Source organism: Buttiauxella gaviniae, assembly GCF_040786275.1.
GTDB lineage: Bacteria > Pseudomonadota > Gammaproteobacteria > Enterobacterales > Enterobacteriaceae > Buttiauxella > Buttiauxella gaviniae_A.
On sequence record NZ_JBFMVT010000002.1, the window covers coordinates 4,125,051 to 4,139,484 of the forward strand.

The 14,434-nt window shown below is 49.5% G+C and carries 15 protein-coding genes; 12 read left to right on the forward strand and 3 right to left on the reverse strand.

The genetic code is table 11. The features are described 5' to 3' along the window. Positions 1-149: 149 nt before the first annotated feature. Positions 150-1,199 (forward strand): protease SohB, encoded by a 1,050-nt coding sequence (gene sohB / locus AB1E22_RS19630; protein ID WP_367596896.1) that lies wholly within the window; start codon positions 150-152, stop codon positions 1,197-1,199. Positions 1,200-1,271: 72 nt separating this feature from the next. Here the strand turns inward: sohB and AB1E22_RS19635 are convergent, their stop codons facing one another. After that, positions 1,272-1,523, reverse strand: a complete 252-nt coding sequence (locus tag AB1E22_RS19635) for a YciN family protein (protein WP_367596897.1) — start codon at positions 1,521-1,523, stop codon at positions 1,272-1,274. Positions 1,524-1,924: 401 nt separating this feature from the next. On the opposite strand from AB1E22_RS19635, the gene topA reads away from it, so the two are divergent. The 6 genes from topA (at position 1,925) to acnA (ending at position 9,448) form a co-directional block, all read left to right on the forward strand. Beyond that, positions 1,925-4,522, forward strand: coding sequence for a type I DNA topoisomerase (gene topA, locus AB1E22_RS19640; protein WP_367596898.1), 2,598 nt, complete (start codon positions 1,925-1,927; stop codon positions 4,520-4,522). Positions 4,523-4,713: 191 nt separating this feature from the next. Next, positions 4,714-5,688 (forward strand): HTH-type transcriptional regulator CysB, encoded by a 975-nt coding sequence (gene cysB, locus AB1E22_RS19645; RefSeq protein WP_064546360.1) that lies wholly within the window; start codon positions 4,714-4,716, stop codon positions 5,686-5,688. Between the two features lie 344 nt (positions 5,689-6,032). Next, a complete protein-coding gene (locus AB1E22_RS19650) occupies positions 6,033-6,161 on the forward strand; it encodes a YmiA family putative membrane protein (RefSeq protein WP_367596899.1) in 129 nt (42 codons plus the stop codon). Between the two features lie 2 nt (positions 6,162-6,163). After that, positions 6,164-6,334, forward strand: a complete 171-nt coding sequence (locus tag AB1E22_RS19655) for a hypothetical protein (protein ID WP_367596900.1) — start codon at positions 6,164-6,166, stop codon at positions 6,332-6,334. A gap of 161 nt (positions 6,335-6,495) precedes the next feature. Further along, entirely contained in the window at positions 6,496-6,594 is a 99-nt protein-coding gene (ymiC, locus tag AB1E22_RS19660) for a small membrane protein YmiC (RefSeq protein WP_367596901.1), read from the forward strand. A gap of 178 nt (positions 6,595-6,772) precedes the next feature. Further along, the gene (gene acnA / locus AB1E22_RS19665) at positions 6,773-9,448 is read left to right on the forward strand and encodes an aconitate hydratase AcnA (RefSeq protein ID WP_367596902.1); all 2,676 of its coding nucleotides are present in this window, start codon (positions 6,773-6,775) and stop codon (positions 9,446-9,448) included. 35 nt (positions 9,449-9,483) lie between these two features. Here the strand turns inward: acnA and ribA are convergent, their stop codons facing one another. After that, the gene (gene ribA / locus AB1E22_RS19670) at positions 9,484-10,077 is read right to left on the reverse strand and encodes a GTP cyclohydrolase II (protein WP_367596903.1); all 594 of its coding nucleotides are present in this window, start codon (positions 10,075-10,077) and stop codon (positions 9,484-9,486) included. A 207-nt stretch (positions 10,078-10,284) separates the two neighbouring features. Here ribA and pgpB point away from each other — a divergent pair, with 207 nt between their 5' ends. From pgpB to yciH, 5 genes are all read left to right on the forward strand, one after another. Continuing rightward, the gene (gene pgpB, locus AB1E22_RS19675) at positions 10,285-11,049 is read left to right on the forward strand and encodes a phosphatidylglycerophosphatase B (protein WP_367596904.1); all 765 of its coding nucleotides are present in this window, start codon (positions 10,285-10,287) and stop codon (positions 11,047-11,049) included. Between the two features lie 134 nt (positions 11,050-11,183). Continuing rightward, entirely contained in the window at positions 11,184-11,489 is a 306-nt protein-coding gene (locus AB1E22_RS19680) for a LapA family protein (RefSeq protein WP_367596905.1), read from the forward strand. A 6-nt stretch (positions 11,490-11,495) separates the two neighbouring features. Further along, positions 11,496-12,665, forward strand: coding sequence for a lipopolysaccharide assembly protein LapB (gene lapB, locus AB1E22_RS19685; protein ID WP_367596906.1), 1,170 nt, complete (start codon positions 11,496-11,498; stop codon positions 12,663-12,665). Positions 12,666-12,869: 204 nt separating this feature from the next. Beyond that, the gene (gene pyrF / locus AB1E22_RS19690) at positions 12,870-13,610 is read left to right on the forward strand and encodes an orotidine-5'-phosphate decarboxylase (protein WP_367596907.1); all 741 of its coding nucleotides are present in this window, start codon (positions 12,870-12,872) and stop codon (positions 13,608-13,610) included. 12 nt (positions 13,611-13,622) lie between these two features. Beyond that, positions 13,623-13,949, forward strand: a complete 327-nt coding sequence (yciH, locus tag AB1E22_RS19695) for a stress response translation initiation inhibitor YciH (RefSeq protein WP_367596908.1) — start codon at positions 13,623-13,625, stop codon at positions 13,947-13,949. Between the two features lie 137 nt (positions 13,950-14,086). Here the strand turns inward: yciH and osmB are convergent, their stop codons facing one another. Beyond that, the gene (gene osmB, locus AB1E22_RS19700) at positions 14,087-14,305 is read right to left on the reverse strand and encodes an osmotically-inducible lipoprotein OsmB (RefSeq protein WP_367596909.1); all 219 of its coding nucleotides are present in this window, start codon (positions 14,303-14,305) and stop codon (positions 14,087-14,089) included. Positions 14,306-14,434: the final 129 nt, after the last annotated feature.

Below are 14,434 nucleotides of genomic sequence, written 5' to 3' on the forward strand. Positions count from 1 at the left end.
ACCGTTGATTAACATTTTGCAAAAGTTTCATTTTATTAAAGACGTTCAGGAATGCGCCTCGCAGCATTTATAGTTGCTTGCAGACGTGGAATCAGCGCTCGGGTACACTGGCTGATAGATATTTAATGCTCTAAAGGAAGGCGGAAAGCGTGGATCTGATTGCAAATTATGGGCTGTTTCTGGCAAAAATCGTCACCGTTGTTGCGGCGATTGGCATTCTTGTCTCCATTGTTGTGAATGTTGCCGGGCGTAAAAGACATCAGCGCGGGGAGTTACGGCTCACCAATCTAAGTGAACAATATCAGGAAATGCAGGAAGAGATGCAGGTGGCGAGGCTTGATAGTCACCAGCAGAAACACTGGCATAAAACCCAAAAGAAAAAGCATAAGCTCGAGGCAAAACAGGCCAAAGCCCGAGCTAAACGCGGTGAAACAGTTATTTCTGATAAACCCACGCTTTATGTGCTGGATTTTAAAGGAAGTATGGATGCACATGAAGTCACCTCCCTGCGCGAAGAGATAACGGCGGTGCTGGCGGTTGTGAAATCTGAAGATGAAGTTTTGCTGCGTCTGGAAAGCCCTGGTGGCGTAGTGCATGGTTACGGACTTGCCGCATCGCAGCTACAGCGTCTGCGTGAGAACAACGTGCGACTGACTGTAGCCGTCGATAAAGTCGCAGCCAGCGGCGGCTATATGATGGCTTGTGTGGCGGATAAAATCGTCGCCGCGCCGTTTTCTATTATTGGTTCTATTGGCGTGGTGGCACAGGTTCCTAACTTCCACCGCTTGCTTAAAAGAAACGATATAGATGTAGAGCTGCATACCGCCGGGCAGTATAAACGTACGCTGACGTTGTTTGGTGAAAACACCGAGCAAGGGCGTGAGAAATTCCGCGAAGATCTCAATGAAACGCATCTGCTGTTTAAGCAGTTTGTACATGATATGCGCCCGTCGCTGGATATTGATGCTGTAGCAACAGGTGAACACTGGTATGGCACGCAGGCGCTTGAAAAAGGGCTCGTTGATGCCGTAAGTACCAGCGATGATTTACTGATTAATCTGATGAAAGATCATGACGTGATTAACGTTCACTACACGCGCCGTAAAAAGATGATGGACAGATTTACCGGCAGTGCGGCAAACAGCCTGGATAATTTGCTGTTGCGCTGGTGGCAGCGTGGTGAAAAACCGCTCTTGTAGAGTCTGAAGTCAGACGTTACAGGAGTTTTTTATGGCAGAAACAAAAACGAGGCCGATTGGCCTCGTTTTTGTTTAGTCTTGCAGGTGATACTTATCAGCAAACACGTGCGCAAGATGCTTAAACATATTAAATATCGCGGTGCTTTTCCCGGTTGGTAAGCCTTGCTCATCAAGGAAGTATTCACCTTTGAACACCAGCACCCCGTTTTTTTGCTCCACGTCCGTTGCTTCCATGCCATGCATGAAATCTTCATGTTCACGGATGACTTTGTTGGCTTCAACGAGTAGCGACTGTTTATCGATAGGTTGAGTGGTTGGTTGCATGATTTCCTCCTTTAAAAACTGGCGGTAGTGTACTTCCGCTATACTGCAAAGGGCAATATTTCCCTGTAAACCTAAAGTGATTTAATCAGTTTACTGTTCTGGCAGGAATCTTATTGGCATGCTAATAAAGTTGCTTAACTCATTTTATCAGGTAGAGTGTGACGCTTTCGCAAATCTGGCAACGGAATTGCTTGACATTCAACCAAAGTTACGTCGTGCTATGCCATCGGTGCGAAAGACTCGTTATCTCAATCACCTGCGAATTTTCGCTTAGTTAGCCGGTGGATGAAAAAAGAGTTGATATCCATTGACGCTGTCGCAATATAGAAAAGCGCGTCGCCAGTGGAAGGTGTCACTAACGTGCGACGTCCCTGGAAGAATTACATTAGGTAAAGGTGAATATGGGTAAAGCTCTCGTCATCGTTGAGTCCCCGGCAAAAGCCAAAACGATCAACAAATATCTCGGTAATGACTACGTGGTTAAGTCCAGCGTCGGTCATATCCGCGATTTGCCGACCAGTGGATCAACCACCAAGAAGAGCGCAGACTCCGCCTCCACCAAAGGGACCAAAAAGGTCAAAAAGGATGAACGCGGCGCGCTCGTAAATCGTATGGGTGTCGATCCCTGGCACAACTGGGAAGCGCAGTACGAAGTGCTTCCGGGTAAAGAAAAAGTGGTTTCAGAACTGAAATCACTGGCTGAAAAAGCAGACCATATCTATCTCGCAACCGACCTTGACCGCGAAGGGGAAGCCATTGCGTGGCACCTGCGGGAAGTTATCGGTGGGGATGACACACGTTACAGTCGCGTTGTGTTTAACGAAATTACTAAAAACGCCATTCAGCAGGCGTTCGAAAAGCCGGGCGAATTAAACATCGACCGTGTTAACGCACAACAAGCGCGCCGCTTTATGGACCGCGTTGTGGGTTACATGGTATCGCCTCTGCTTTGGAAGAAAATTGCCCGCGGTCTGTCTGCCGGCCGCGTACAGTCGGTTGCTGTGCGTCTGGTGGTTGATCGCGAGCGCGAAATTAAAGCGTTTGTGCCTGAAGAATATTGGGAAGTTGATGCGAATCTGACTACGCCGAAAGGTGACAGTCTGCCGGTTCAGGTCAGCCACCATAAAGATAAGCCGTTCCGCCCGGTTAATCGCGAACAGGCTATGTCTGCGGTTAGCGAGCTGGAAAAAGCGCGTTATTCGGTACTTGAGCGTGAAGATAAGCCAACCAGCAGCAAGCCTGGTGCGCCGTTTATCACCTCAACTTTGCAGCAGGCGGCGAGCACACGTCTTGGTTTCGGTGTGAAGAAAACCATGATGATGGCGCAGCGCCTGTATGAAGCGGGCCATATCACTTACATGCGTACCGACTCAACGAACTTGAGTCAGGATGCAGTGAGCATGGTACGTGGTTATATCGAAGATAATTTCGGTAAGAAATATCTTCCGGCTGCCGCAAACCAGTACTCCAGCAAAGAAAACTCACAAGAAGCGCACGAAGCGATTCGTCCTTCCGATGTGAGCGTGGTAGCTGAGTCATTAAAAGATATGGAAGCCGACGCGCAAAAACTCTACCAGTTGATCTGGCGTCAGTTTGTGGCGTGTCAGATGACACCGGCTCAATACGATTCCACCACCTTAACGGTGCAAGCGGGCGACTTCCGTCTTAAAACGCGTGGTCGTACGCTGCGTTTTGATGGCTGGACTAAAGTGATGCCTGCGTTGCGCAAAGGTGATGAAGATCGCACTCTGCCTGCGGTAGAGCAAGGCGACGAACTGGCGCTGGTTGAAATTCTGCCTGGTCAGCACTTCACCAAACCACCGGCTCGTTTTAGCGAAGCATCGCTGGTGAAAGAGCTGGAGAAGCGCGGCATTGGTCGTCCATCTACCTACGCATCAATCATTTCCACGATTCAGGATCGCGGTTATGTGCGAGTGGAAAACCGCCGTTTCTACGCTGAAAAAATGGGTGAAATTGTTACCGATCGCCTGGAAGAAAACTTCCGTGAGCTGATGAATTACGATTTTACCGCGCAAATGGAAAGTAGCCTCGACCAGGTGGCCAATAATCAGGCCGAGTGGAAAGGGGTGCTGGATAACTTCTTTAGCGATTTCAGTGAGCAGTTGGGTAAAGCTGAACTCGATCCAGAAGAAGGCGGCATGCGCCCAAACCAAATGGTTCTGACCAGTATCGATTGCCCAACCTGTGGTCGTGAGATGGGGATTCGTACGGCGAGCACCGGTGTGTTCCTCGGTTGCTCGGGTTATGCACTGCCACCAAAAGAGCGCTGCAAAACCACCATCAATTTGGTGCCGGAAAACGAAGTTCTCAACGTGCTGGAAGGGGACGACGCAGAAACCAACGCGCTGCGAGCGAAACGTCGTTGTACTAAATGTGGCACGGCGATGGACAGCTATCTCATCGATCCAAAACGTAAGTTGCACGTTTGTGGTAATAACCCGACCTGCGATGGTTATGAGATTGAAGAGGGTGAATTCCGCATCAAGGGTTACGACGGCCCAATCGTTGAGTGTGAAAAATGTGGTTCTGAAATGCACCTGAAAATGGGTCGTTTCGGTAAGTACATGGCTTGTACTAATGACGATTGTAAAAATACCCGTAAGATTCTGCGTAATGGTGAAGTTGCGCCGCCGAAGGAAGATCCTGTTCCATTGCCAGAGCTGCCTTGTGAGAAGTCCGATGCGTTCTTCGTGCTGCGTGATGGCGCTGCAGGTGTATTCCTGGCAGCAAATACCTTCCCGAAATCGCGTGAAACACGTGCGCCACTGGTTGAAGAACTGTACCGCTTCCGCGACCGTCTGCCAGAAAAACTGCGTTATCTGGCTGATGCACCGCAACAGGATGCTGACGGTAACAAAGCGGTTGTTCGCTTTAGCCGTAAGACTAAACAGCAGTATGTTTCTTCCGAAAAAGAGGGTAAAGCGACCGGTTGGTCAGCCTTCTTTGTGGATGGTAAGTGGGTTGAAGGTAAGAAGTAACTGACCTTTAACAACGAAAGCCGGAGCCTGTGCTCCGGCTTTTTTATTTCTCCTTATATAACCTGATTATTATTTTTTCTTTCAAACTATACAAAGATGGTATAACTGATATAGTGGCTTAAGAAAATTCTACCTCGTCTGATCCCCGCCGTTGTTCGTGTTGGGGCTGCTTTTACTGCGGATGGAACGCCATGAAACTACAGCAACTTCGTTATATCGTAGAGGTGGTCAATCACAACCTCAACGTCTCGTCGACGGCAGAAGGGCTTTACACTTCTCAACCGGGGATCAGTAAACAAGTTCGTATGTTAGAAGACGAACTGGGGATTCAGATCTTTGCGCGTAGCGGCAAACACCTGACTCAGGTGACGCCTGCGGGGCAGGAGATTATTCGTATCGCCCGTGAAGTGCTGTCGAAAGTCGATGCCATTAAATCGGTGGCAGGCGAACATACCTGGCCTGATAAGGGCTCACTGTATGTCGCCACGACGCATACCCAGGCGCGTTACGCTTTACCGAATGTGATTAAAGGTTTTATTGAGCGCTACCCACGCGTATCGCTGCATATGCATCAGGGTTCACCGACGCAAATTGCTGAAGCGGTTTCTAAAGGCAATGCTGATTTTGCGATCGCGACCGAAGCATTACATCTCTACGATGATTTGGTGATGCTGCCTTGCTACCACTGGAACCGCTCGATTGTTGTCACGCCGGATCATCCATTAGCGTCGAAAGAGTCTGTCTCTATTGAAGAGTTGGCGCAATATCCGCTGGTAACCTATACGTTTGGATTTACCGGGCGTTCAGAGCTTGATACCGCATTTAACCGTGCCGGTTTAACGCCGCGTATTGTGTTTACCGCGACGGACGCTGATGTGATTAAAACTTATGTGCGTCTGGGGTTAGGGGTGGGCGTGATTGCCAGTATGGCGGTAGATCCCGTGTCTGATCCGGATCTGGTACGCATCGAAGCGCAGGGCGTTTTCAGCCACAGCACCACGAAAATAGGCTTCCGCCGCAGCACTTTCTTGCGCAGTTATATGTATGATTTTATTCAGCGTTTTGCCCCGCACCTTACCCGCGATGTGGTCGATACTGCCGTAGCGCTGCGTTCTAATGAAGATATTGAAGCGATGTTCAAAGACATTAAATTACCAGCCAAATAATATCTGAAGGTATCTTTTCCTCTGGGAAAGATACCTTTTCTCATTTAAATAAAGAATATGATTACTCCCTCCCGTATTAAATCCCTCAGTATAATTACCCGCATAGTATAAGTGGGTAATATGTCTCAATTAAGCGACAAACGTAGATAATAAATTCCCTCGGCGCAAATTTACTCTTTCAATTATTTATTTCAGGTCAAAAGATTAAATCTTTTCCTGGAATGAAGGCGCAATTTCGCTGGCTTTTGTACTAGAGTTTCTTTAGGATTAATCCCATCAGACGATTAATTATACCGATTGTTTAGGGCTTTATGATAAGTGGTGCCGATTGTATGAGGTTAGCAATGCCTTCAGGAAGTGAACAACCGCAAAGGGAAGCAGGGCTTAAACGTAAGGCCTGGGTGGCGGTGTTTCTGGTTTCAGGTCTGTTCTGGCTAGTAGTGGCATTGGCAGCCTGGCATTTTTGGGGGTAAACATGACCACCCTGAACCAAATGCAAGTGCCGAAAAAGGGGCACAAGCAAGATGATAAGCCACAACAAGAGGCGAAATCTGGAGAGGTTCAGGTTCCGGAATCGTGGCAGCTCACTAAACAACAAAAAGAGTTTATCGATCTGTTCTCAACAGACGATCATATAAAACAATAAAACTTATTTCGTTTACCTTTATTTAACTTGCTGTTAATCACAATTTTTATTAATTGTGATTAACAGCGCACTCTTTAAGTAATCACTACATACAGCAATATTCAATCCGGCTGATTATTTATTCAGTCATAGTATTTACTAAAAAATAAAGAGAGTGGCTTATGAATACTCACTGTAGCGTCAAGTACTGGTCGTGGCTTACCGCATTTACTGTTTCGTTTGCTTTCTGGGCGCAAATGGTTTGGATGCTGGCTCACTAAATATTCCCCACACCCTGGTGGCTTACTGGGGTGTAATCCTTTCCCTCCTTGCTGTTTACACCCGTTGATTTATCAATTTGGGTTGTTATCAAATCGTTACGATATCTTTGTGTTATCTTTAATACTGTCCCTGATCTTCATCAGGGATACCGCTATCCTAAGACTTTAAGGAGGAGCTATGTCGTTAACCCTACGCGAGGCCAGTAAGGACACGCTGCAGGCGCTGAATAAAACCTATCACTATTACAGTTTGCCGCTGGCCGCAAAGGAACTTGGGGATATCAGTCGCTTACCCAAGTCATTAAAAGTTTTACTGGAAAACCTGCTGCGTTGGCAGGATGAAGACTCCGTTACCCAGGATGATATCCATGCGTTAGCCGGTTGGCTGAAAGATGCGCATGCCGACCGCGAAATTGCCTATCGACCGGCGCGTGTCCTGATGCAAGATTTTACCGGCGTGCCTGCGGTGGTTGATTTAGCCGCCATGCGCGAAGCCGTAAAACGCCTTGGTGGCGATGTCGCTAAAGTTAATCCACTTTCTCCGGTCGACCTGGTTATTGACCACTCGGTCACTGTCGATCACTTTGGTGATGATGACGCTTTTGAAGAAAACGTTCGCCTGGAAATGGAACGCAACCACGAGCGCTATGTTTTTTTGCGCTGGGGCCAGCAGGCTTTCAGCCGTTTTAGCGTCGTACCGCCGGGGACGGGAATTTGCCACCAGGTAAACCTTGAGTATCTCGGTAAAGCGGTATGGAGCGAAATGCAGGGCGATGAGCTAGTAGCTTATCCTGACACGCTGGTAGGCACGGATTCCCACACCACGATGATCAACGGCCTTGGTGTTCTGGGCTGGGGCGTGGGCGGAATCGAAGCGGAAGCGGCCATGTTAGGCCAGCCCGTATCGATGCTGATCCCAGATGTCGTTGGGTTTAAGCTCGATGGCAAACTGCGTGAAGGCATTACCGCGACAGACCTCGTACTCACCGTCACGCAAATGCTGCGTAAACATGGCGTTGTCGGCAAGTTTGTTGAGTTTTATGGCGATGGCCTGGATTCACTGCCTCTTGCCGATCGCGCAACCATTGCCAATATGGCACCGGAGTATGGCGCGACCTGCGGTTTCTTCCCGATTGATGCGGTAACGCTTGATTATATGCGCCTGAGTGGGCGCACCGAAGATCAAGTTGCTCTCGTTGAAGCCTATGCGAAAGCGCAGGGCATGTGGCGCAACACCGGTGACGCCCCCGTATTTACCAGCACATTGACGCTGGATATGAATGAGGTTGAAGCGAGCCTGGCCGGGCCAAAACGTCCTCAGGATCGCGTTGCATTAGGTGATGTGCCGAAAGCCTTTAACGCCAGCAATGAACTGGAAGTGAACACCTCTCATAAAGATCGCGCTCCGGTCGATTACACCATGGGAGGGCTCGAATACCAGTTGCCTGACGGTGCCGTCGTCATCTCTGCAATTACTTCTTGTACCAATACTTCAAACCCAAGTGTTCTCATGGCCGCAGGTCTGCTGGCTAAAAAAGCGGTGACGCTTGGTCTGAAACGCCAACCGTGGGTGAAAGCGTCTTTGGCACCCGGTTCAAAAGTGGTGTCGGATTATCTGGCTAAGGCACGATTAACACCGTATCTCGACGAGTTAGGTTTTAACCTGGTCGGTTATGGTTGTACGACCTGTATTGGTAACTCAGGCCCGCTGCCCGATCCTATCGAACAGGCCATCAAAAAAGGCGATCTGACGGTCGGGGCAGTGCTCTCGGGTAACCGTAACTTCGAAGGGCGAATACATCCGCTGGTGAAGACCAACTGGCTGGCATCGCCGCCGCTGGTTGTCGCTTATGCTCTGGCGGGGAATATGAACGTAAATCTGGTTACCGATCCTCTTGGTCACGACCCTAAAGGCGATCCGGTTTATCTGAAAGATATTTGGCCGAGCAACCAAGAAGTTGCCCGGGCTGTGGCGCAGGTTTCAACGGAGATGTTCCACAAAGAGTACGCTGAAGTCTTTGAAGGGACGCCGGAATGGCGCAGCATCGAAGTCGATCGTTCAGATACTTACGGCTGGCAAAGTGACTCCACCTATATCCGCCTGTCGCCATTCTTTGATGATATGGAGGCCACACCTAAACCGGTCCAGGATATTCACGGAGCCCGTGTGCTGGCGATGCTGGGCGATTCAGTTACCACGGACCATATCTCTCCGGCAGGGAATATCAAACCTGACAGCCCGGCGGGCCGCTATCTGCAAAACCATGGCGTGGAGCGCAAAGACTTCAACTCTTATGGTTCGCGCCGTGGTAACCACGAAGTAATGATGCGCGGTACGTTTGCCAATATTCGTATCCGCAATGAAATGGTGCCGGGTGTAGAAGGCGGCATGACGCGTTTTCTGCCAGGCGATGAAGCCATCTCTATTTATGACGCCGCGATGCGCTATAAAGAGAAGGGCATTCCGTTGGCGGTCTTTGCCGGGAAAGAGTATGGCTCAGGTTCCAGCCGTGACTGGGCGGCAAAAGGGCCACGTCTGCTTGGGGTACGGGTGGTTATTGCTGAATCATTCGAACGTATTCACCGCTCAAACCTGATTGGCATGGGCATTTTGCCGCTGGAATTCCCTGAAGGCGTGACCCGCAAGACGCTAGGGCTGACCGGTGAGGAGTTTATCGATATAAGTGGGCTGAACGACCTTAAACCGGGGGCAACGGTTCCGGTGTCATTGACCTTTGCTGATGGTAGAAAAGAGGTGGTGGAATGCCGCTGCCGAATTGATACCGGCAATGAGCTGACGTACTTCAAAAATGATGGCATCTTGCATTATGTGATTCGCAACATGCTCAAGTAGATAAAATTCTCCCCCAGAAATGGGGGAGAAAACATTTAATCTTTAGACAGCAAATGCCCCATCTTCGCGGCTTTGGTATCCAGATAATGGGCGTTCTTCGGATTGCGCCCCACGATGAGTGGCACGCGCTCAACGATATTAATTCCCGCTTCGCTAAGAATTTCTACTTTGCGCGGGTTATTGGTCAGCAGACGCACGGCGTCAACGCCCAATAATTTAAACATATCGGCACACAGGGTGAAGTCGCGCTCATCGGCTGCAAACCCAAGCTGATGGTTCGCTTCGACCGTATCGTAGCCCTTATCCTGCAATGCATAAGCGCGGATTTTATTGAGCAAACCAATATTGCGGCCTTCCTGGCGGTGATATAACAATACACCGCACCCTTCTTCGGCAATCTGAGACAGAGCAGCTTCGAGCTGGAAACCACAGTCGCAGCGCAGGCTGAACAGGGCATCGCCCGTTAGACATTCTGAATGAACACGCGCCAAAACAGAATCGCTTCCGCTAATATCACCAAAAACCAGAGCAACGTGATCTTGCCCGGTTGCCAGTTCTTCAAAGCCCACCATAAGGAAATCGCCCCATGGGGTTGGCAGTTTGGCTTCTGCCACACGTTTAAGCTGCATGTGATTCTCCAGGTACTGATATTGGCACTGACTGTGCCTGCCACTGTTTGGCTTGTTTAATTACTACTGGCTATTTTGCCACAACGCCGGGCACTTCGCCTAATAGACTGGGCGCACTCCTATTTTTACGCGTAGTGTAATTTCACGTTTTCCCTTAGGTGCGTTTTTTCGGGTATTCTTATTGCTCAAATGGCATAAGGATAAGTGATGCGGACAATAGCAAAGCGAACGACAATGGGGGCGGGAATACTGTTAATCATGCCGCTCTCGGTGTGGACCTCTGGGTGGCAGTGGGCTCCCGATGGGCACAGTGCCTGGCTTAAAATGATGTATTGGGTGACAGAAACGGTCACTCAACCCTGGGGCATCATTACGCATGTTTTGCTGTGTGGCTGGTTTTTGTGGTGCCTGAGGTTTCGCCTGAAAGCCGCATTAATGCTGTTTGCTATTCTCGGCGCGGCTATTCTTATTGGTCAGGGTGTTAAATCCGTCATTAAAGATAAAGTGCAAGAACCGCGTCCTTTTGTGGTGTGGCTTGAAAAAACGCAACATATTCCGACAGATGAGTTCTACAATTTAAAACGTAATCAGAGAAGTGAACTGGTAAAAAGCCAGCTTGAGGCACAACCTACGGTACCAACATGGCTGCGTAAGCACTGGCAGAAAGAGACGGGCTTTGCATTTCCGTCAGGTCATACCATGTTTGCTGCGAGCTGGGCACTGTTAGGTGTTGGGCTGCTATGGCCACGTCGTCGTACCTGGACAATTGCATTGTTATTGGTTTGGGCGACGGGAGTGATGGGGAGCCGTCTGCTGCTCGGCATGCACTGGCCACGAGATTTAGTCGTTGCCACTTTGATCTCCTGGATATTGATCACGCTGGCAACCTGGCTTGCGCAAAAACTGTGTGGTCCGCTATCGCCACCACCGCAAGAAGCTGAGGAAATAGCCGAACGGGATGCCGAGGCTTGAGATTATTGATTTAATCCCCATTTCTTATAAATTGGACGTCGCTAATGGATTCCCCGGACACCCGGGAAATGGTAATTTATACCGTTGAGCATTAGGGCAATTTAGTCGCGTAAGACCACATGACGGGAAGTAATGTGAAATATTTATTCATTTTCTTACTGGTGCTAGCGATTTTTGTGATTTCTGTCACTCTGGGCGCGCAAAACGATCAGGTTGTAAATTTCAATTATTTGCTGGCGCAAGGCGAATATCGCGTCTCCACATTATTGGCGACTCTTTTTGCTGCAGGTTTTTTGTTGGGCTGGCTGATTTGTGGCCTGTTCTGGCTGCGTTTGCGCGTATCCCTTGCGCGCGCGGATCGTAAGATTAAACGCCTGGAACAACAAATCACTACGGGGTCTGACGCCACCACAGCGGCTGTACCGGCTGTGAAGGAATAACCTGCCATGCTGGAATTGTTGTTTCTGCTGTTGCCTATTGCCGCCGCTTATGGCTGGTATATGGGGCGCAGAAGCGCGTATCAAGATAAGCAACAAGAAGCTAATCGCCTGTCACGTGACTACGTAGCGGGGGTTAACTTCTTGCTTTCTAACCAGCAAGATAAAGCCGTCGATTTGTTCCTGGATATGCTCAAAGAGGATACCAGCACCGTCGAGGCGCACCTCACGCTCGGTAACCTGTTCCGCTCTCGCGGTGAAGTTGACCGCGCAATTCGCATCCATCAATCTTTAATGGAAAGTGCGTCTCTAACCTACGAGCAGCGCCTGCTGGCGGTGCAACAGTTGGGCCGTGACTATATGGCTGCAGGCTTATACGACCGCGCAGAAGATATGTTCGCGCAGTTGATTGATGAAACTGATTTTCGGATTGGCGCCCTGCAGCAATTGTTGCTCATTCACCAGGCAACCAGCGACTGGCAGAAAGCCATCGATGTTGCCGAGCGTCTGGTCAAACTTGGCAAAGACAAACAGCGTACTGAGATTGCTCATTTCTACTGTGAACAGGCGCTGCAACTCATGGGCAGCGACGATCTCGATCGGGCCATGTCTTTGCTCAAGAAGGGGGCGGCGGCGGATAAAAACTGCGCGCGCGTTTCCATTATGATGGGGCGTATCTTCATGGCGCGTAATGAATACGCCAAAGCCGTGGAGTCGCTGCAGCGCGTCATTGATCAAGACAGCGAGCTGGTCAGCGAAACGCTTGAAATGCTCCAGACCTGTTTTCAGCAGTTGAACAAACCGCAAGAGTGGGAAGCGTTCTTAAAACGCTGTGTTGAAGAGAACACAGGGGCGGGTGCTGAACTGATGTTGGCTCAGATCCTTGAGCAAAAAGAGGGCTCTGAGGTCGCGCAGGTTTATATTAATCGCCAGCTTCAACGGCACCCAACGATGCGAGTTTTCCACCGTCTGATGGATTATCACTTGCAGGAAGCGGAAGAAGGGCGTGCGAAAGAAAGCCTGATGGTATTGCGAGATATGGTTGGTGAGCAGGTGCGCACTAAGCCACGCTACCGCTGCCAAAAATGTGGTTTCACCGCGTTTACGCTCTACTGGCATTGTCCATCTTGCCGGGCCTGGTCCACGATTAAACCGATCCGCGGTTTGGATGGTCAGTAGCGCTTAAAGAGCATCGATTATAAAAAACGGCATACTTTAGTTACAACATACTAAAGATTATTATTCCTCCCCTCACTTCGGCATCGAGCCGTTTGTGCTCAGCAAGATGCAATGGCAACTGTAATTTTTTGAGCACCGCGAGTAGAATGCTTGCCGTTTATCTCTTCGCGCCACGACGGTGCCCAACAGTCAGAAGGTTTAGCCATGAATTCAACTGCATCCTCCTCCTCCCGTGTTGCCACCGATTCTCCGATAGTCGTCGCACTTGATTACGATAATCGTGATAAAGCCTTAGCTTTTATCGACCGTATCGACCCGCGTGATTGCCGACTGAAAGTGGGCAAAGAGATGTTCACTTTGTTTGGCCCGCAGCTGGTGCGTGATATCCAACAGCGCGGCTTTGACGTGTTCCTTGATCTGAAATTCCACGATATTCCTAATACCACAGCCCGTGCGGTTGCCGCAGCGGCTGAGTTAGGTGTATGGATGGTGAACGTTCATGCAAGCGGTGGGGCGCGTATGATGAACGCTGCGCGCGAAGCGTTGCAGCCATTTGGCAAAGACGCACCATTGCTGATTGCCGTTACCGTGCTGACCAGTATGGAAGCCTGCGATTTGGCTGATTTGGGTGTTACTGTAACCCCTGCAGAGTATGCAGAACGCCTGGCGCGTCTGACGCAAAATTGCGGTCTGGACGGGGTAGTTTGCTCGGCGCACGAAGCGGTGCGTTTCAAAAGTGAACTGGGCCAGGCATTTAAATTGGTTACACCGGGCATTCGTCCGGCAGGCAGTGATGCGGGCGATCAGCGTCGCATTATGACACCATTACAGGCGCAAACCGCAGGGGTAGATTTTATGGTAATCGGGCGTCCGATCACCCAATCTGCAAATCCAGCGGAAACGTTGCGTGAAATTCGTGCGTCATTACTTTCCGTAAATGAATAACAGAGGCTTCCTATGAAAGACGATAACAGCCGTTTAGTGTATTCAACAGAAAGTGGCCGCATTGATGAACCAAAACTGGCACCGGTTCGCCCGAAAAGGGATGGTGTGGTGCGCATTCAGCGTCAAACCAGCGGGCGCAAGGGTAAAGGTGTGTGTCTTATCACCGGTATCGATGCTGATGATGCACAATTAACTGCGTTAGCCGCCGAACTCAAAAAAAAATGCGGTTGCGGGGGCTCATTAAAAGATGGAGTTATTGAGATTCAGGGCGATAAACGCGATCTCATTAAATCGCTGCTGGAAGCGAAAGGCATGAAAGTAAAATTAGCTGGCGGTTGAATGCGTTAGTAAATCCCAGAAAGAATCAGGCCACGGTAAATCTACCGTGGCCTTTTATTATGACTGCTGAAAGTCAGACCTGAATAATACAGCTTTTATAATTGATCAAGCGATTAACGCTTTTTTGGTATCAGGCTTTATTTGCCTACCTGATGGCCGATAACACCACCAACAGCGGCACCGCCTAACGTTCCCAGCGTACTACCATCAGTTAATACTGCACCGCCAAGAGCCCCGGCACCAGCACCGATTGCGGTGTTACGGTCTCGTTTAGACCAGTTAGAACACGCGCTCAAAGACGTTGCAACGGTTAACGCCAGCACAACTGCAGCAATTTTTTTGTTATTTAAGGTCATATTACTCTCTCCTGAATGATTGATTCACGGAAATAAGTCTCCTTAAAAGTATAGTGGCTTTGCGCTAACTTAATGGAAACATCCGTGAAACTGCATGACGATATAAGACCTAAAAGATAACGCCAGTGA